The following is a 17904-nucleotide window of genomic DNA, read 5'->3' as shown; positions in this document are numbered from 1 at the left end:
GCCGTGCCGACGACCGGGTCACGAGGAGAGCGCGTCGCGCAGCACGTCCAGGCCCACCGAGCCGAGGTTCAGCGCTCGTGCGTGGAAGGCCTTGGCGTCGAACGCCTCGCCGCGGGCGGTGGCCGCCGCGCGCGCGTCGTCGCGCGTGGCCTCCCACAGGCGCTGCCCGACCTTGTACGACGGCGCCTGGCCCGGCCAGCCGAGGTAGCGGTCGAGCTCGAACCGCACGAACGAGTCGGGCATGTTGACGTTCGCGCGCAGGAACGTGAGCGCCTTGTCCGCGTCCCAGGTCCCGCCGCCCCACTGCTCGGGCGCGGGCAGGCCGAGGTGCACCCCGATGTCGAGCACGACGCGCGCCGCGCGCATGCGCTGCGCGTCGAGCATCCCGAGGCGGTCGCCATCGTCGTCGAGGAACCCGAGGTCCGCCATGAGGCGCTCCGCGTACAGGGCCCAGCCCTCGCCGTGGCCCGAGACCCAGCACGCGAGCCGGCGCCACGTGTTGAGCGTCGCGCGCGCGTACACGGCCTGGCCGCACTGCAGGTGGTGGCCGGGGACGCCCTCGTGATAGACCGTCGTCTTCTCGCGCCACGTGTTGAACTCCGTGACGTCCGACGGCACGGACCACCACATGCGGCCCGGTCGGGAGAAGTCGTCGCTCGGGGGCGTGTAGTAGATCCCGCCCGTCTGGGTCGGCGCGATCATGCACTCGAGGTCGAGCACCGGCGTCGGGATGTCGAAGTGGACCCCGTTGAGCGCGGTGATCGCGGCGTCCGACGTCTCCTGCATCCACGACTTCAGGGCGTCGGTCCCGTGCAGCGTGCGGGTCGGGTCGGCGTCCAGCGCGGCGACGGCATCCTCGACGGTCGCGCCAGGCCCGGCGATGCGGGCCGCGATCTCCTCCTGCTCGGCGACGACGCGCGCGAGCTCCTCGAGCCCCCACGCGTACGTCTCGTCCAGGTCGACCTCGGCGCCGAGGAACGTGCGGGAGAAGAGCGCGTAGCGCTCGCGGCCCACGGCGTCCTGCTCGGGGGCCTGCGGGGCGAGCGTCGTCTCGAGGAAGGCCGCGAGGCGCCCGTAGGCCTCGCGCGCCGCGGCGGCACCGTGCTCGAGCTCCTTGCGCACGAGGGAGCACGCCGAGGAGTCGTCGAGCACGGCCTCGGCCTCGGGGCCGGCGACGAACGTCGTGAAGAACGAGCTCTTCGCGTCCGCGAGCTCGCGCGACTGCTGCACGCCGATCCGCACCTGGCGGATCGCGGCGACGTTGCCGCGGGAGGCCGCCTCCGTGAGCGACGCCATGTACCCGTCGATCGCGGTGGGGAGGGCGTTGAGGCGCGAGGCGATGTTCTCCCACGCCTCGACCGTGCCGGTCGGCATGATGTCGAAGACGTCGCGCAGCTCCTGCACGGGCGACGCGATGTTGTTGAGGCTCGCGAGCGGCTCGCCCGCCTCGTGCAGCTCGAGCTGGAGGCCGATGCGCTCGCGCATCGCCGCGAGGGTGACCCGGTCGACGTCGTCGACCGGCTCCAGGCCCTCGAGCTCGCGCAGCACCGCGCGGTCGGCGTCGGCCCGCGCGTCGTGCCCGGCGGGCGAGAGGTCGGAGACGAGGTGGTCGTAGCCGGACAGGCCCATCGCGGTCGCGGCGATCGGGTCGAGCTCGGCGATCCGCGTGACGTAGGCCTCGGCGACGGCGTCGATCGGCGTGGGTGTGCGGTCGGGGGTCCCGGCGGATCCGCCGGCGGGTGTGGTGGTGGTGTCGCTCACCCGGACGAGACTACTCGGCGGCCGGTCGCGGGTCTGCCGGATTCTCCGGGGCCTCGCCGCGGTCGTCGTCGGCGGGGTCCGTGGCCGGGCCCTCGGGGGGAGCGTCGTCGGACAGGGCCCGCAGCGCCGCCGCGAGGTCGTCCGCCCAGGCGCGGTGGTAACGCACCAGGAGCACGCCCGTCGCGTCCGTGTCGTCCGCGGCGTGCCAGACGGCGACCGGGTCGCCCGGGCGCGGGCCCGCGGTGCCGTCGGGCACGACGACGCGCGCCGGGCGTGCGGTCCTCGCGCCGGACGCGGTGGTCACCACCAGCGTCGCCCGCACGACCGAGGGACCCGCCGTCCCGGTGCTCGTCGCCGAGGCCGGCGCACCGCCGGCAGCCGTGCCCTCGGCGGTGCCCGTGGCCGAGTCCACGGCACCGGCACCGGGAAGCACGAGCGTCCCGGTCGCCCGGACCGGTGCGGCGAGCAGCGCGTCGCGGCCGCGGGCGAGCCCCGCCACCACCCGGTCGTCCTGGTAGCGCACGAGCGCGAGCAGGGCCGTCACGAGGAGCCCGAGCGTCGCGACCACCACGACGGCGTCCGGCACGGGCCAGCCGCGACCCGACGCGAGGCGCTGGTTGACGAGCAGCGCGACGGTCGGCACGAACGCCACTGCCCAGGCCCAGCGACGCCACCCCGGCACGGGCGCCACCACGGGCAGGCCGGTGGGGTCCGCCTCGACCTCGTCGGCGGTGGCGGGGAGCTCGACGAGCACGCCTCGCTCGGGCAGACGGCGCACGCGGGGCGACGCGCTCGGCGCGGTCACGACCGCAGGCTCCAGCGCCACGAGTCGGCGTTGTGCCGGCCGGAACGCCCGCCGAAGCTCTTCGCGGTCGCGCCGTCCCCGGTCCCGCGCAGCCCGCGCGCGCGGTTGGTCCACTCGTCGACGGGCGCGACGTCGTCGGGCAGCCCGCTCGCGGCGGCGGCCGCGGCGAGGCCGGCGACGAGCGCGGCGACCTCCAGCTCGTCGGGCGCCCCGCGCACGACGCGGACGCTCGGGGCGTCGGGACGCGGCGCGCTCACTCGTCGTCCTCGTCGTGGTCGTGGTCGTCGTCCGCCCCGCGCCCCACGCCCCACTCGGGGACGGCGTAGCCCGCCTCGACGAGCCGCTCGCGCGCCTCGTGGCCCCACCGGTCCAGGAGCCCGACGACGTCGTCGAGGTCCGGCCCGCCGGGGTGCGTCATGACGACGTAGTCGAGGGTGAAGGTGTCGTCCTGCACGTCGGCCGGCGAGGCGTCGTCGTCGACCTCCTCGTCGGCACCCGGGTCCCACACCGACGTCGTGAGGTCGGCGTGGATGCCGAGCGCGCCGTGCAGCTCGTCGAACAGCCGGGCGTTGAGCGCCCCGATGCGGCCCTCGAGCGCGAGGACGCGCGGGTCCTCGTCCGCCTCGGACGCCCCGAACTCGGCCCGCACCCCGACGGCCGTCTCGACGTACTCGTGCAGCGCCGCCGTGAGCGCGTCGACCGCGGCGTGCAGCGGCGCGGGGTCCACCGAGCCGAGCGGCACGGGTCCGTGCGTGGCGTCGTCGTGGCTCATGCGTGGTCCTTCCTCGCGAGGTTGGTCGGGTGCTGGTGCTCGCTCGCGGTCACAGCGGGATGTTCCCGTGCTTCTTGGGCGGCAGGGTCGCGCGCTTGGTGCGCAGCGCCCGCAGCGCCCGCACGACCTGCACGCGCGTCTCGGACGGACGGATGACCGCGTCGACGTAGCCGCGCTCGGCGGCGTCCCACGGGTTGACGATCGCGTCCTCGTACTCGCCGACGAGCCGGGCGCGCTCCGCCTCGACGTCCTCGCCCGCGTCGGCGGCCCGCTTGAGCGCCGCGCGCTGCAGGATGTTCACCGCGCCACCCGCGCCCATGACGGCGACCTGCGCCGTCGGCCACGCGAGGTTGACGTCCGCGCCGAGCTGCTTGGAGCCCATGACGATGTACGCCCCGCCGTACGCCTTGCGCGTGATGACGGTGACGAGCGGGACGGTGGCCTCGGCGTAGGCGTAGATGAGCTTCGCGCCGCGGCGGATGATGCCCTGGTGCTCCTGGTCGACGCCCGGCAGGAAGCCCGGGACGTCGACGAGCGTGAGCACGGGGATGTTGAACGCGTCGCACGTGCGCACGAACCGGGCCGCCTTCTCCGCGGCGTCGATGTCGAGCGTGCCCGCCATCGCGAGCGGCTGGTTCGCGACGACGCCGACCGACTGGCCCTCCACGTGCCCGAACCCGACGAGCACGTTCTTCGCGAACAGCGGCTGCACCTCGAGGAACGCGCCCTCGTCGAGCACGTGCTCGATCACCGTGCGCATGTCGTACGGCTGCGAGTCCGAGTCGGGCACGACCGCGTCGAGCTCGAGGTCCTCCTCCGTGACGTCGAGCTCGACGTCCTCGGTCGGGAACGACGGCGCGTCCGAGAGGTTGTTCTGCGGCAGGTAGGACACGAGGTGGCGCACGTAGTCGATCGCGTCGTCCTCGTCCGCGCCGAGGTAGTGCGCGACGCCGGACTTCTCGTTGTGCGTCAGCCCGCCGCCGAGCTCCTCGAAGCCCACGTCCTCGCCCGTCACCGCGCGGATCACGTCCGGTCCGGTGATGAACATGTTCGACGTCTTGTCCGCCATGACGATGAAGTCGGTCAGTGCGGGGGAGTACACCGCGCCGCCCGCGCTGGGGCCGAGGATGAGCGAGATCTGCGGGATCACGCCCGACGACGCGACGTTGCGGCGGAAGATCTCCGCGAACTGCGTGAGCGCCGCGACACCCTCCTGGATGCGCGCGCCGCCGCCGTCGGAGATGCCGATGAGCGGCACGCCCGTGCGCAGCGCGAGGTCTTGCACCTTGGTGATCTTCTGACCGTGCACCTCGCCGAGGCTCCCCCCGAACACGGTGAAGTCCTGGGAGTACACGCACACCTGGCGGCCGTCGATCGTGCCGTGCCCGACGACGACGCCGTCGCCCGCCAGGCGCTTCTTCTCCAGCCCGAAGTTGTGCGAGCGGTGCTTGGCGAACGCGTCGAGCTCGACGAAGCTGCCCTCGTCGAGCAGCGCCTCGATGCGCTCGCGCGCCGTCTTCTTGCCGCGCGCGTGCTGCTTGGTCCGCGCTGCCTCCTCGGGCAGCTCGGTCGCCTCGGCGCGGCGACGGTCGAGGTCGGCGAGCTTGGCCGCGGTGCCCACGAGGTGGGGCGCGTCGGGCGATGTCGGGGGTGCCTCGGGCGTCGCGGGCGAGGTGGTCGCAGAGTCCGTCACGGACCCGAGCCTAGTTGGCGGGTGGCGCCAACTCGATGCGGGCGACGCCAGCACGGCCGGGGCGGGTCTTGGTGGGTGTCGACAAACCCGGCGCAGGCGCCCGGGCCGCCCGCGCCGACCTCGTGCCGGACCGCCCGCGTGCGGGAGGATGACGGGCATGGCGAGCGCGCGCGAGGACGAGACCAGGCCCGACGGCGACGGACGGCCCCCGCTCCGGGCAGAGTTCCTGCGGGAGCTGCTCGTGGCGCCCGCGGGGCCCCTCGCCCGGCTCGAGGTCGTCGCCGAGTCGGGGTCGACGAACGCCGAGCTCGCGCGCGCGGTCGCCGCCGACCCGGACGCCTGGCCGGCACCGGCGCTCCTCGTCGCCGAGCACCAGCCCGGAGGGCGCGGTCGGCTGGGGCGCTCGTGGACGACGCCGCCGCGCGCCGCGCTGCTCGGCTCGCTCCTCCTGCGCCCCGAGGTGCCGCGCGACGCGCTGAGCTGGCTCCCGCTCCTCGCCGGGCTCGCGACCGCCCGGGCGCTGCGCGCGACCGCCGGGGTCGACGCCGTCGTCAAGTGGCCGAACGACGTCCTCGTGCCCGACCCGGGCGGCGCGCCGGGGTCGCAGGACGTCGCGACGCCGGGGGCCGGTGACCGCGCGCCGTTGCGCAAGGTCGCCGGGATCCTCGCGGAGGTGCTGCCGGACGGCGGCGTCGTCGTCGGCGTCGGGCTCAACGTCTCGCAGCAGCGCGACGAGCTGCCCGTCCCAACGGCCACGTCGCTCGCTCTGGCGGGCGCCGCGACGACCGACCGCGAGATCGTGCTCGTGGCTCTCCACGAGGCGTTCGGCGAGGTCCTCGTGCGCTGGCAGGACGCCGGGGGCGACGCCCACGCGGCCGGGCTCGACGCCGACTGCGCCGAGGTCAGTGCCACGCTCGGCACGCGCGTGCGCGTCGAGCGCGTCGGGGGCGGCGACGTCGTCGGGCTCGCGACCGGGCTCGCGCCCGACGGCGGCCTGATGGTGCGCGAGGACGACGGGACGACGAGCGTCCACCACAGCGGCGACGTCCACCACCTGCGCCCGCACGAGTGACGGCCTGCGTTCGAGATCGGCAGTCCGGGACGACATCGGCGGTCACGAACGCCGATCTCGCGCGCCACCGCCGATCTCGGTCACGATCGCCGATCTCGCGCGCGAACGCCGATCTCGCCCGGGCCGAGGAATAGGATCGCCGGGTGCCCGTGGACCCTGAGCAGAACGAGCCCGTCGCCACCGCCCCGTCCCCGAGCGGCGGGGAGGGCGGCGAGCCGGCCCCGGACACCGAGGCGACGGAGGCGGTGCTCGACGAGGCGCTGCTGGGCGGCCCCCGCACCCTCACCGTCGAGCGGCTCGCCGAGCGCGCCGGCGTCGGCGAGGACCGGGTCCGCGCCTACTGGCAGGCGCTGGGCCTTCCCCTCACCGAGGGCGAGGAGCACGCGTTCACCGAGAAGGACGCGCAGGCGCTCGCGGACGTGTTCGCCTTCGCCGAGGCGGAGCGGCTCGACGAGCGCGCGCTGACGACCCTCATCCGGTCCACCGGGCACACGACCGAGCGGCTCGTGCTCTGGCAGGTCGAGGCGCTCGTCGAGCACCTGACGCGCCGGTTCGACCTCGACGACACGAGCGCGCGCCTGCTCGTCCTCGACCGGCTGCCCGAGCTCGCGCCCGTCCTCGAGGAGCAGCTCCTGCACGCCTGGCACCGCCAGCTCGCCGCGGTCGCGGGCAGGTTCGCGGTCGAGTTCTCGGACGCGCGCGCCACCGCGGTCGACGAGCACGAGCTCCCGCTCCCGCGCGCGGTCGGGTTCGCGGACATCGTCTCGTTCACGCAGCGCACGCGCGGGCTGGGGTCGAGCGAGCTCGCGGAGTTCGTCCAGCTCTTCGAGACGAGCGCGCGCGACGTCATCACCGCCGCGGGCGGGCGCGTCGTCAAGACGATCGGCGACGCGGTGCTCTACGTCGCGGACGACGTCGCGACCGGGGCGCGCGTCGCGCTCGGCCTCGCCGAGGCCGGCGGGCGGGAGGAGGACGTCGACGTCCCGCCCGTCCGGGTCAGCCTCGTGTGGGGCCGGGTGCTCTCGCGGTTCGGCGACGTGTTCGGGCCGAGCGTCAACCTCGCCGCCCGCCTCGTGGACATCGCCGAGCCGACGACGGTCCTCGTCGACCGCGACACCGCGGGCCTGCTCGCGGGCGACCAGCGCTTCGCGCTCACGGCGCAGCCCGAGACCGAGGTGCAGGGGCTCGGCACGATCGAGCCCGTGCGCCTCCAGTGGGCCTACCGCGGCTGACGGCCTGCCGACGCATCGACGGGTCAGACGGCCTCGAGCAGGCCCGGACCGTCGTTCGTCACCGAGTTCACCAGGGTCGAGATCTCGCGCGCGACCATCGGGACGTCGTCGTGCGGGCCCCCGAGCCCGAGCAGGTCGGCCGCGCCGCGGGCGTCGACCGCCGGGTCGAGCCACGCGTCCCACGCGTCGGCGGGCAGGGCGAGCGGCATGCGGTCGTGGATCTCGGCGAGGTACGGTGCCGCGTCCGTCGTGATGATCGTCGTCGAGACGAGCCAGCGGTCGGGGTCGTCGTCCGCCTTGGTCCGGTCGCGCCAGAACTCGTAGAGCCCCGCGAACGCGGCGCTCTTGCCGTCGCCCGGCGCGATCCAGTACGGCTGCTTGGGCACCTTGCCCCGGCGCGCGGGCGCGCCAGCGGACCCGGCCGGGGACGCGCCGTCGGGCAGGACGCGCCACTCGTAGTACCCGTCCGCCGGCACGAGGCACCGGCGGACCCCGAACGGCTTGGCGAACGCCGGCTTGTCGAGGATCGACTCCGCGCGCGCGTTGATCATGCGCGCGCCGCCCTTGGGGTCCTTGGACCACGACGGCACGAGGCCCCAGCGCGCGAGGCGCAACGAGCGCCGGACCTCGCCCGTGTCCTTGGCCGCGCGCTCCACGACGATCCGTACCGGGTCGGTCGGCGCGAGGTTCCACGACGGCGGCAGGAGCCGCGCGTCGTCGGCCACGTCCGCGATCGCGAACTCGTCCGCGAGGTCCTGCGCGTCCCGGAAGGAGGCATAGCGTCCGCACATGCCTCCAGCCTGCCGCACGCCACCCACGCGCGGGCCGTGAGGGAGAGCAGGCTCACGCCCGGAGCGCCGTGTCCCGCACGGTCGAATCGATACGATGGACGCCATGCCCTCTTCCTCGGTCGACCCCGCCGTGCCCCGACCGAGATCGTCCGCACGCTGGGTGCTGCTCCTCGGCGCGCTCGCCACGCTCCCCGCGCTCACGGTCGACATGTACCTCCCGCTGCTGCCCGAGGTCGGCGCCGACCTCGGAGCCCCGGACTCCCTCGCGCAGCTCACGCTGTCGGCCATGCTCGTCGGCGGGGCCGTCGGGCAGCTCGTCATCGGCCCCCTCTCCGACCGGTACGGCCGCCGCCTGCCCGTCCTCGTCGGCCTGTCGCTGCACGTCGTGACCTCGATCCTGTGCGCGATGGCCCCCAACATCGGGATCCTCATCGGGCTGCGCGTGCTCCAGGGCTTCTTCAACGCGTCCGCGTCCGTCGTCGCGATCGCCGCCATCCGCGACCGCTTCACCGGCTCCGACGCCGCGCGCATCCTCTCGCGGCTCATGCTCGTCATCGGGCTCGCGCCCCTCCTCGCGCCCTCGCTCGGGTCGTTCATCGGCGCGCACGCGTCGTGGCACGCGGTGTTCTGGGTCCTCGCGGCCGCCGGGCTGGCGCTCGCCGCCGTCGTCCTGCTCTGGATGCCGGAGTCGCTCCCGGTCGAGCGGCGGCGCCCTGCCGGGGCGCGCACCGTCCTGCGTGGTTACGCGAGCCTCCTGCGCGACCGCCACTTCGTCGCGCTCGCCGTCCTGCCCGGGCTCGGCCAGGCCGTGCTCATGAGCTACGTCGTCGGCTCGCCGTTCGTGCTCCAGGAGGGGTACGGGCTCAGCCACGGCCAGTTCGCGCTGCTGTTCGCGGTCAACGGCGTCGGCCTCGTGCTCTCCGCGCAGGCGAACGCCGCGCTCGTGCGTCGCGTGGCGCCCATGCGCCTGCTGCGCGTCGCGCTCGTCGTGCAGGGAGTGTTCACCGTGGGGTTGCTCGTGGTCGCCCTGACCGGCGCGGGCGGCATCGTGGGCATCGTCGCGGCACTGTTCCTCGTCCTGTCGATGCAGGGCATGATCCCCGCGAACGCCTCGGCGCTCGCGCTCACCCGCCACGGCGAGATCGCGGGCACCGCCGCAGCCGTCATCGGGGCGTTCCAGTCCGGCGTCGCCGGGCTCGTGAGCCCGCTCGTCGGCGTGCTCGGGGGCGACGCCGTGGCGATGGCCACCGTCATGCTCGGCGCCGTCGTCGCGTCGCTCCTCGTGCTCGCCCTCGCGACGCCCGCGTTCCGCCGCGGCGGCTGGCACACGCCGGTCTGACGGTCACCGGCGCGCCACGCGCTCGTCGACCACCCGTCGCCCGTCCGCAACCCCCGCGTCGCCGGGCGGCGCTTGGCTGGCTCCCATGAGACCCACAGCCGTGCTCAAGGTCGCCGCCGCGCTCACCGCCGCCGTCGCCGTCGCGCTCACGCCCTCCGCGACGGCGCTCGCCGCCGCACCGGGCGCCCTCGCCGCCCGCCCGGGCGAGGGGGCCGGACCCGGCCGCACGACCGCCGTCGTCCCCACGCTCGTCGCCCGCGCGACGCTGTCCGCCGACCACCTGGAGGACGGGCCGCCGTCCGGTGCGCTCGCGACCCCCGCCAACGGCCGTCAGGGGCCGTTCGACGGCCAGGTGATCCCGGGTTTCTCGGCCATGATCGACAACGGCGACGGGACGTTCTGGGCCCAGCCGGACAACGGGTTCGGCGCGAAGGGCAACTCGGCCGACTTCCTCCTGCGCCTCTACCGCGTCACGCCCCACTGGGAGACGGCGCGCGGCGGCGCCGGCGAGATCGAGGTCGGCGAGCACCTCTCGCTGCGCGACCCGGACCACCACGTCGACTTCCCGATCGTCCACGAGGACACCGACGAGCGGCTTCTCACCGGGGCCGACTTCGACATCGAGTCCGTCGTGCGCGCGAAGGACGGCACCTTCTGGATCGGGGAGGAGTTCGGGCCCTTCCTGCTGCACGTCGACGCGACGGGCGCGCTCCTGGCCCCGCCCGTGCCGTTCCCCGACGGGAAGTCGCCCGCCAACCCCTACCTCGCGCCGGGCGAGACGCCGCGCGTCGGGTCGAGCCGCGGGTTCGAGGCGCTCGCGGGGTCGCGCGACGGCCGCTACCTGTACCCGGTGCTCGAGGGCGCTCTCGTCGGCGACGACCCGCGCGACCGCGTCGTGCGCCAGCTCGACACGCGCACGGGCCGGTACACCGACCGCACCTGGACCTACCGCGTGGACACCGACGCCAACGTCGTGGGCGACGCGTTCCTGGTCCGCGGCGACGAGCTCCTGCTCGTCGAGCGCGACGACTTCGACGGTGAGCAGTCCGTGATCAAGCGGGTCTACCGCGTCGACCTCGGCGAGGCCGACCGGTCCGGCCGGCTCGCCAAGGAGCTCGTGCTCGACGCGCTGAAGATCGCCAACCCGCACGGCCTCGGCGCGGGCGACGGCTACGGCACCGGCGACCCGTTCTCGCTGCCCGTGCAGTCGTTCGAGACCGTCGTCCAGCTCCGCGACGGCCGCCTGCTGCTCGCGAACGACAACAACTACCCCGGGAACGACGCGCGCGTGCCCGGCACCCCCGACGACACCGAGATGGTCCTCGTCGACCTGCGTCGCGAGCGCGTCGCGACCGACGACGTGACCGTCGCCGGGCACCGCGGCGCGAGCGGCTACCGCCCCGAGCACACCCTCGCCGCGTACGAGCAGGCGATCCTCCAGTGCGCCGACTTCATCGAGCCCGACGTCGTCGCCACGAAGGACGGCGTGCTCGTCGCCCGGCACGAGAACGAGATCGGGGGCACGACGAACGTCGCGCAGCACCCCGAGTTCGCCGACCGCCGCACGACGAAGACGATCGACGGCACCGCCGTCACCGGGTGGTTCACGGAGGACTTCACGCTCGCCGAGCTGCGCACCCTGCGCGCGAAGGAGCGGATCCCTGCCGTCCGCCCGCAGAACGCGGCGTTCGACGGCCTCTACCCGGTCCCGACCCTCGCCGAGGTCCTCGACCTCGCCCGGCACTCCGAGACGTGCGACGGCAAGCAGGTCGGGGTGTACCCCGAGACCAAGCACCCGACCTACTTCGACTCCGTCGGGCTGTCGCTCGAGGAGCCGCTCGTCGGCGCGCTGCGCGAGTCCGGGCTCGACTCGCGCACGGCGCCCGTCGTCGTCCAGTCGTTCGAGACGGGGAACCTGCGCGAGCTCGACCGCCTCACGAAGGTCGACCTGGCGCAGCTCGTCAGCAGCTCCGGCGCCCCCTACGACCTCGTCGCCGCGGGTGACCCGCGCACGTACGCCGACCTGGTCACGCGCACCGGCCTGCGGGAGGTCGCGCGGTACGCCGACGGCGTCGGGCTCGAGAAGAACGTCATGATCCCGCGCCGCGCCGACGGGACGCTCGCCACGCCGACCCCCGTCATCCGCGACGCGCACCGCGCCGGGCTCGAGGTCCACGGGTGGACCTTCCGCGCGGAGAACCAGTTCCTGCCCGCGGAGCACCGCTCGAGTGCCGACCCGGCCGCGTACGGCGACCTCGCCGGTGAGATCCGCGTGTTCCTCGACGCGGGCATGGACGGGTTCTTCACCGACCAGCCCGACCTCGGCGTCGCCGCCGTGCGCGGCCGCTGACCCCCCGCAGGTCCGTCCTTCGCCGCCCTTTCACACGTCCTCCTGCTGGTTCGGCGCACGCATCCACGCCGCACCCTTTACCCTCAGACCGTGCCAACGACCGCCCCCGCCTCGTCGTCCCCGCGCTCGCGGCCCCGAGCGCCGCAGACGACGCACTCCCGGAAGGGCGGGGAGGACAAGCCCTCCGGCGGCCCGCACCACGCGCGTGCGCTGCGCTCGCACCGCGTCGCGCGGGCCGTCGGACTCGTCCTCACAGGGGCCCTCGTCTTCGTCGCGGTGGGCGCCGGAGCCGTGTACCTCGACCTCAAGTCGAAGATCACCGTGAGCGACGTGTCGGACCTCGTCGTCGGCGGCCCGACGGTCGAGCCGCCGAAGGACCCGTCCGACCCGTTCGCCGGCAAGTCGCTCAACATCCTCGTCATGGGCACCGACTACCGAGACGCGGAGAACGCCGCGATCGCCGGCGAGGAGGAGGGCATGCGGTCGGACACCACGTTCATCGTGCACGTGTCCGGCGACCGCACGCGCATGGAGGTCGTCTCCATCCCGCGCGACTCGCTCGTCGACCTCCCGGCGTGCAACCTCCCCGACGGGTCGATGTCCTCCCCGCGGCGCAACACGATGTTCAACGAGGCGTTCCAGATCGGGTCGGGCGGGGTCGACGACATGACGTATGCCGCCGCCTGCACCATCACGGCGGTGCAGGACCTCACGGGCGTGCCGATCACCAACCACGTCGTCGTCAAGATGACCGGGGTCATCGGCGTCGTCGACGCGATCCACGGCGTGACCATGTGCTTCCCCGAGCCGGTCAAGGAGAGCCCGCGGTACGGCACCCTCGACCTGCCCGCGGGGGAGTACACGCTCAACGGGCACGAGGCGATCAGCTTTCTGCGGGCGCGCCACGGCACGGGCATGGGCCTCGAGATGGGGTCCGACCTCACTCGCATCGCCCGCCAGCAGGCGTTCATCGACTCGGCCGTGCGCGAGCTGCTCTCTCAGAACGTCATCACCAACTCGCCCCAGCTCTACGGGGTCATCGAGGCCGTCCTCAGCTCGATCAGCGCGGACCCCACCATCGCGGATCCGACGGCGCTCGCGGGACTCGCGTTCAGCCTCCGGGCCATCAAGCCCTCCGAGGTCGTCTTCACCCAGGTGCCCGTCGTCGAGGCGGCGAGCGACCGCAACCGCGTCGAGTGGACGTCGGAGGCCGACGCTATCTGGCAGCGGCTCATCGACGACGCGCCCGCGCCCGGGCACGAGCCCGTCGACCCGCGCGAGGACGCGACGGCGCCCCCGGCCGGCACGACCGACCCGGCGACCGGGGCCGACCCGGGGACGACCGATCCGGGGACGACCGACCCCGGGACGACGGATCCCGGGACGACCGACCCGGGAACGACGCCCGAGGCACCGGTCGAGGAGGAGCTGCAGCCCGGGGTGTGCCCCTAGTCGACGCGCCTCGCCGGCCCGGACGCCGTGTCGACCACGGCGACGAGGCCGCAGAGGTTCGCCTTCAGGGGCGTGGTGTCGCGCCGAGACGGGCCAGGCGGTCCACCGCCTCGTGCAGCACGTCCTCACGCTTGACGAACGTGAAGCGCACGCGCGAGGCGAGAGCGCGGGCCGTCGTCGACCCCGGGGTGCAGAACGCGCTCACGGGGACGGCGACGACGCCCACGAGGGCGGGCAGCTCGCGGCACAGGGCGGTGCCGTCCTCGAAGCCGAGCGAGGCGCCGTCGGCGATGACGAAGTACGTGCCCTGCGGCACGACGACGTCGAACCCGGCCCGGACCAGACCCTCGCACAGCAGGTCCCGGCGCGCGGCGAGCGAGTCCGCCAGCGCGCGCGGGGTCTCGTCGTCGGACAGCGCGTCTGCGATCGCGGGCTGGAACGGCGCGCCCGACGTGTAGGTGAGGAACTGCTTGACCGTCCGGACGGCGGTGACGAGCGGTTCCGGCCCGTGCAGCCAGCCGATCTTCCAGCCGGTGAACGAGAACGTCTTGCCGGCCGAGGAGATCGTGATCGTACGCTGCCGCATCCCGGGGAGGGTCGCGATCGGCACGTGCCGGGCGTCGTCGAACGTCAGGTGCTCGTAGACCTCGTCCGTGACGACGACCACGTCGTGGCGGCGCGCGACGGCCGCGATCGCGTCGAGCTCGTCGAGGTCGAGCACCGTGCCCGTCGGGTTGTGGGGCGAGTTCACGACGATGAGGCGCGTGCGGTCGGTGACGGCCGCGCGCAGGGCGTCGAGGTCGAGGCGGAAGCGGTCCGGGCCGGGCACGAGGGGGACGGTGACGTGGTTCGCCCCCGCGAGCGCGATGCACGCGGCGTGGGAGTCGTAGAACGGCTCGAGCGTGACGACGTCGTCCCCCGGACCGGCGAGCGCGAGGATCGTCGCGGCGAGCGCCTCCGTCGCGCCCGTCGTCACGAGGACCTCGGTCTCCGGGTCGGGGTCCAGCCCGTAGTGCCGGAACTGGTGGCTCGCGACGGCGTTGCGCAGCTCGAGGATGCCCGGACCCGGCGGGTACTGGTTGTGGCCCTCCTCGATCGCGCGGACCGCCGCGTGCTTGACCGTCGCCGGGCCGTCGACGTCCGGGAAGCCCTGCCCCAGGTTGATCGCGCCCGTGCGGTGCGCGAGGGCGGTCATCTCGGCGAAGACCGTCGCCGCCACCGCGCCGTCCGCTCCGAGGAGGCCGGTGGCGCGGGCGGCGGCCTGCCAGCGGCCGGGCGGGAGGTCGGTCATGACCCGACCCTAGCCGCGCCCGCGCCCACGATGTGGGACGCCGCGGGCGGGTTCCCGGCGCGTGCGCGCCGTGATCCCGAGGCTCCCGCCGGCGGTGTCCACAGGGCGCCGCCGCGAGACGCGCGGATGCCCTACTCTCTCGGTCAGTACTTTCGGTCCGGCGGGGCAGCCGGCCAGCAGAGCAGGGGGAATGCTCGACATGTCTACGGACACGCACGCCGTCGGCGTGCTCGAGGGCGAGGTGCGCGAGCTCGTGCGCCGGCGCGGGGTGGATCCCGTGCGGGACCGGGCGGCGGTCGACGAGCTCGTCCGCGAGGCCGTCGCCGACTACGAGACACGGAGCGCGCTCGGCGCCGTCACGCCGCTCGCCGACCCGACGGCCGCCGGTCGTGCGGTGGTCGACTCCGTGGCCGGCCTGGGACCGCTCCAGCCGTACCTCGACGACCCGGAGATCGAGGAGATCTGGATCAACGCGCCCTCACAGGTGTTCGTCGCGCGAGGTGGCCGGTCGGAGCTCACGACGACGATCCTCACCGCAGAGCAGGTGCGCGACCTCGTCGAGCAGATGCTGCGTTCGTCCGGCCGTCGGTTGGACCTGTCCAGCCCGTTCGTCGACGCCTCGTTGCCCGGGGGCGAGCGGCTCCACGTCGTGATCCCGGACGTCACGCGCACCGCGTGGGCGGTCAACATCCGCAAGCACGTCGTCCGTGCGTCGCACCTCGACGACCTCGTCCGGCTCGGGTCGCTCACCTCGCAGGCGGCGGCGCTCCTCGACGCCTCGGTCCGTGCCGGGCTGAACATCCTCGTCGCGGGTGCCACGCAGGCGGGCAAGACGACGATGCTCAACGCCCTCGCGGGGTCGGTCCCGCCCGCGCAGCGCGTCATCACCTGCGAGGAGGTGTTCGAGCTCCGGTTCGCCGTGCGGGACGTCGTGTCCATGCAGTGCCGCCAGCCGAGCCTCGAGGGGACCGGCGAGATCCCGCTGCGACGCCTCGTCAAGGAGGCGCTGCGCATGCGCCCGGACCGGATCGTCATCGGGGAGGTCCGCGAGGCGGAGAGCTTCGACCTCCTCGTCGCGTTGAACGCCGGAGTGCCCGGGATGTGCACGTTGCACGCGAACTCGGCACGCGAGGCGATCACCAAGATGTGCACGCTGCCGCTGCTCGCGGGCGAGAACGTCTCCGACCGCTTCGTGGTACCGACCGTCGCGTCCGCGATCGACCTCGTCGTCCACCTCGGCGTCGACGTCGACGGGCGGAGGGTGGTGCGCGAGGTCCTGGGGGTCACGGGCCGGGTCGAGCAGGGCGTGGTGGAGGCGGCCGAGATCTTCGTCCGGGCCGGGGATCGCCTGGTGCGGGCCGACGGGTTCCCGCCCGGGGCGGACCGGTTCGCGCGCGCCGGGATCGACCTGGCGGCCGTGCTGCACCCCGAGCGGGCGATCGTCGCGGACGCCTCGGCATGGTCGGGGACGAGCTGACGTGGGCGTCGTCGTAGGGTTCCTGCTCGGTGCAGGCATGTTCTGCGTCTGGTGGTCGTTCTGGACGCCGGGACCGCCCCGGGAGCGCCGCACGGACGGCTGGGCTGCCCGCACCCAGGACCTCCTCGTGCAGGCAGGTGCGCCCTCCGTGACGCCCGGCGCCCTGGTGGCGACGAGCGCGGGCGTGGGGCTCGTGGTCCTCCTCGTCGCGACGGTCCTCGCGGGGTCGGTCACGATCGCCGCGTGCTTCGGCGCGATCGCCGCGTCGCTGCCGGTGCTCCTGGTGCGCTCCCGTGCCCGACGCCGGAGGGCGCGGCTGCGCGACGTGTGGCCCGAGGTGCTGGACCACCTCGCGTCCGGTGTCCGTGCGGGCCTGTCTCTGCCGGAGGCGGTCGGCCAGCTGGGCGAGCGTGGCCCGACGGAGCTGCGCGAGCCGTTCGCCCGGTTCGCCGTGGACTACCGCGCGTCGGGGCGCTTCGGGGACTGCCTGGACCGGCTCAAGGAACGGCTCGCGGACCCGGTGGCCGACCGCATCGTGGAGTCGCTGCGTCTGACGCGCGAGGTGGGCGGGACGGACCTGGGGCGGCTCCTGCGCACCCTCTCGGCGTTCCTGCGGGAGGACGCACGGACTCGCGGCGAGCTCGAGGCGCGCCAGTCCTGGACGGTGAACGGCGCGCGGCTCGCCGTCGCGGGCCCCTGGGTGGTGCTCGGATTCCTGGCGACGCGGCCCGAGACGGCAGCGGCCTACAACTCGCTCCCGGGGGCGCTCGTCCTCGCGGTCGGCGCCGCCTGCTCCGCGGCGGCGTACCAGCTCATGCTGCGGATCGGGCGCCTGCCCGAGGACGAGAGGGTGCTCCGATGAACGCGCTCGACGTCTCGTTGACCGGGGCCGCGATCGGTGCGCTCGGCGGGGTGGGGGTGCTGCTCGTCGCGGCCGGGGTCCGCGGTCGTGCGATCCGGCTCGACGAGCGCCTCGCGCCCTACCTGCGGACCCACGACAGGACGTCGGTGCTCCTCCGCGACCAGCCGACCTGGACGCCGTTCCCCACAGTCGAGCGCCTGGTGGCGCCGGTGCTCGTCGATGCCGGCCGGGCGCTCGAGCGGCTCGGCTCCACGTCCGCCGACGTCCGACGGCGGATCGATCGCGCGGGTCGTCGCCAGAGCGTCGAGCAGTTCCGTGCGCGCCAGCTCGTGTGGGGCGTCGTCGGGCTCGCTCTGGGCACGTCGTTCGCGATCGTCCTCGCCGCGACGCGGGGCTCGTCCGTCGTGCTGCTCGTGCTCCTCGCGCTGCTGTGCGGCGCGGGAGGAATTCTCGCCTGCGACCACGCCCTGACCCGCGCGGTGCGCCGCCGGGAGCAACGCATGCTCGCGGAGTTCCCGACCGTCGCCGAGCTGCTCGCCCTCGCGGTGAACGCCGGCGAAGGCCCGGTCGCGGCGCTCGAGCGGGTCGCGACGGCGGCCCGCGGGGAGCTCTCAGGCGAGCTGCGCGCGACCCTGGCGTCGGTGCGCGCCGGAACGTCGCTCGCGCGGGCGCTCGAGCAGCTCGCGGACCGTACGAGTCTGCCGAGCCTCACCCGTTTCGCGGAGGGGGTCGCGGTCGCCGTGGAGCGCGGCACGCCGCTCGCCGATGTGCTGCGCGCCCAGGCGCAGGACGTGCGCGAGTCCGGGCGACGCGCGCTGATGGAGGCGGGTGGCAAGAAGGAGGTGGCGATGATGATCCCGGTCGTCTTCCTCATCCTCCCCGTGACAGTGGTCTTCGCCGTGTATCCGTCCCTTGCCACACTGCGGCTCGGATTCTGAGCGGGGGGCTCCCCGGGGTGCGCTCGGCACCCGCACAGCTCGAGAACGATACGACCGATGACAGACGAA

At 74.4% G+C, this 17904-nt stretch carries 15 protein-coding genes; 8 read left to right on the top strand and 7 right to left on the bottom strand.

What is annotated here, in order from left to right; translation table 11 throughout:
- Positions 1-18: 18 nt before the first annotated feature.
- From AC6CH9_RS20510 to AC6CH9_RS20490, 5 genes are read right to left on the bottom strand one after another with little or no spacing between them, the layout of a single operon-like run.
- Positions 19-1761: a DUF885 domain-containing protein gene (locus AC6CH9_RS20510; protein WP_498156547.1), complete on the bottom strand. Its 1743-nt coding sequence runs from the start codon at positions 1759-1761 to the stop codon at positions 19-21.
- Positions 1762-1771: 10 nt separating this feature from the next.
- A complete protein-coding gene (locus tag AC6CH9_RS20505) occupies positions 1772-2566 on the bottom strand; it encodes a hypothetical protein (protein ID WP_498156546.1) in 795 nt (264 codons plus the stop codon).
- Positions 2563-2823, bottom strand: a complete 261-nt coding sequence (locus tag AC6CH9_RS20500) for an acyl-CoA carboxylase epsilon subunit (protein ID WP_498156545.1) — start codon at positions 2821-2823, stop codon at positions 2563-2565. The genes AC6CH9_RS20505 and AC6CH9_RS20500 overlap by 4 nt, the downstream gene beginning before the upstream one ends.
- The gene (locus AC6CH9_RS20495; RefSeq protein ID WP_141388698.1) at positions 2820-3338 is read right to left on the bottom strand and encodes a hypothetical protein; all 519 of its coding nucleotides are present in this window, start codon (positions 3336-3338) and stop codon (positions 2820-2822) included. The genes AC6CH9_RS20500 and AC6CH9_RS20495 overlap by 4 nt, the downstream gene beginning before the upstream one ends.
- A 49-nt stretch (positions 3339-3387) precedes the next feature.
- A complete protein-coding gene (locus AC6CH9_RS20490) occupies positions 3388-4959 on the bottom strand; it encodes an acyl-CoA carboxylase subunit beta (RefSeq protein ID WP_498156558.1) in 1572 nt (523 codons plus the stop codon).
- A gap of 229 nt (positions 4960-5188) precedes the next feature.
- Here AC6CH9_RS20490 and AC6CH9_RS20485 point away from each other — a divergent pair, with 229 nt between their 5' ends.
- Positions 5189-6103, top strand: a complete 915-nt coding sequence (locus AC6CH9_RS20485; protein ID WP_498156544.1) for a biotin--[acetyl-CoA-carboxylase] ligase — start codon at positions 5189-5191, stop codon at positions 6101-6103.
- A gap of 143 nt (positions 6104-6246) precedes the next feature.
- Complete coding sequence (locus AC6CH9_RS20480) at positions 6247-7335, top strand: adenylate/guanylate cyclase domain-containing protein (RefSeq protein WP_498156543.1); 1089 nt, start codon at positions 6247-6249, stop codon at positions 7333-7335.
- 23 nt (positions 7336-7358) lie between these two features.
- Here AC6CH9_RS20480 and AC6CH9_RS20475 read toward each other — a convergent pair whose 3' ends face one another.
- Positions 7359-8126, bottom strand: a complete 768-nt coding sequence (locus AC6CH9_RS20475) for an SOS response-associated peptidase (RefSeq protein ID WP_498156542.1) — start codon at positions 8124-8126, stop codon at positions 7359-7361.
- 103 nt (positions 8127-8229) lie between these two features.
- Here AC6CH9_RS20475 and AC6CH9_RS20470 point away from each other — a divergent pair, with 103 nt between their 5' ends.
- From AC6CH9_RS20470 to AC6CH9_RS20460, 3 genes are all read left to right on the top strand, one after another.
- Entirely contained in the window at positions 8230-9465 is a 1236-nt protein-coding gene (locus AC6CH9_RS20470; protein WP_047234053.1) for a multidrug effflux MFS transporter, read from the top strand.
- Between the two features lie 85 nt (positions 9466-9550).
- Complete coding sequence (locus AC6CH9_RS20465) at positions 9551-11815, top strand: esterase-like activity of phytase family protein (RefSeq protein ID WP_498156541.1); 2265 nt, start codon at positions 9551-9553, stop codon at positions 11813-11815.
- A 90-nt stretch (positions 11816-11905) separates the two neighbouring features.
- Complete coding sequence (locus tag AC6CH9_RS20460) at positions 11906-13267, top strand: LCP family protein (protein ID WP_498156540.1); 1362 nt, start codon at positions 11906-11908, stop codon at positions 13265-13267.
- Between the two features lie 64 nt (positions 13268-13331).
- Here the strand turns inward: AC6CH9_RS20460 and AC6CH9_RS20455 are convergent, their stop codons facing one another.
- The gene (locus AC6CH9_RS20455; RefSeq protein WP_498156539.1) at positions 13332-14558 is read right to left on the bottom strand and encodes a pyridoxal phosphate-dependent aminotransferase; all 1227 of its coding nucleotides are present in this window, start codon (positions 14556-14558) and stop codon (positions 13332-13334) included.
- 199 nt (positions 14559-14757) lie between these two features.
- Here AC6CH9_RS20455 and AC6CH9_RS20450 point away from each other — a divergent pair, with 199 nt between their 5' ends.
- The 3 genes from AC6CH9_RS20450 to AC6CH9_RS20440 are packed head-to-tail and all read left to right on the top strand — an operon-like array spanning position 14758 to position 17835.
- Positions 14758-16035: a TadA family conjugal transfer-associated ATPase gene (locus AC6CH9_RS20450; RefSeq protein ID WP_498156557.1), complete on the top strand. Its 1278-nt coding sequence runs from the start codon at positions 14758-14760 to the stop codon at positions 16033-16035.
- A gap of 1 nt (position 16036) precedes the next feature.
- On the top strand, positions 16037-16897 hold the full coding sequence (locus tag AC6CH9_RS20445; protein WP_498156538.1) for a type II secretion system F family protein: 861 nt from the start codon (positions 16037-16039) through the stop codon (positions 16895-16897).
- Positions 16894-17835 carry a type II secretion system F family protein gene (locus AC6CH9_RS20440; protein WP_498156537.1) on the top strand — a complete coding sequence of 314 codons (942 nt, stop codon included), beginning with the start codon at positions 16894-16896 and terminating at the stop codon, positions 17833-17835. The genes AC6CH9_RS20445 and AC6CH9_RS20440 overlap by 4 nt, the downstream gene beginning before the upstream one ends.
- The last annotated feature ends 69 nt before the right edge of the window (positions 17836-17904 follow it).

This window comes from Cellulosimicrobium sp. GQ32 (assembly GCF_059758455.1).
This window is presented reverse-complemented; position numbering and strand designations above follow the sequence as displayed.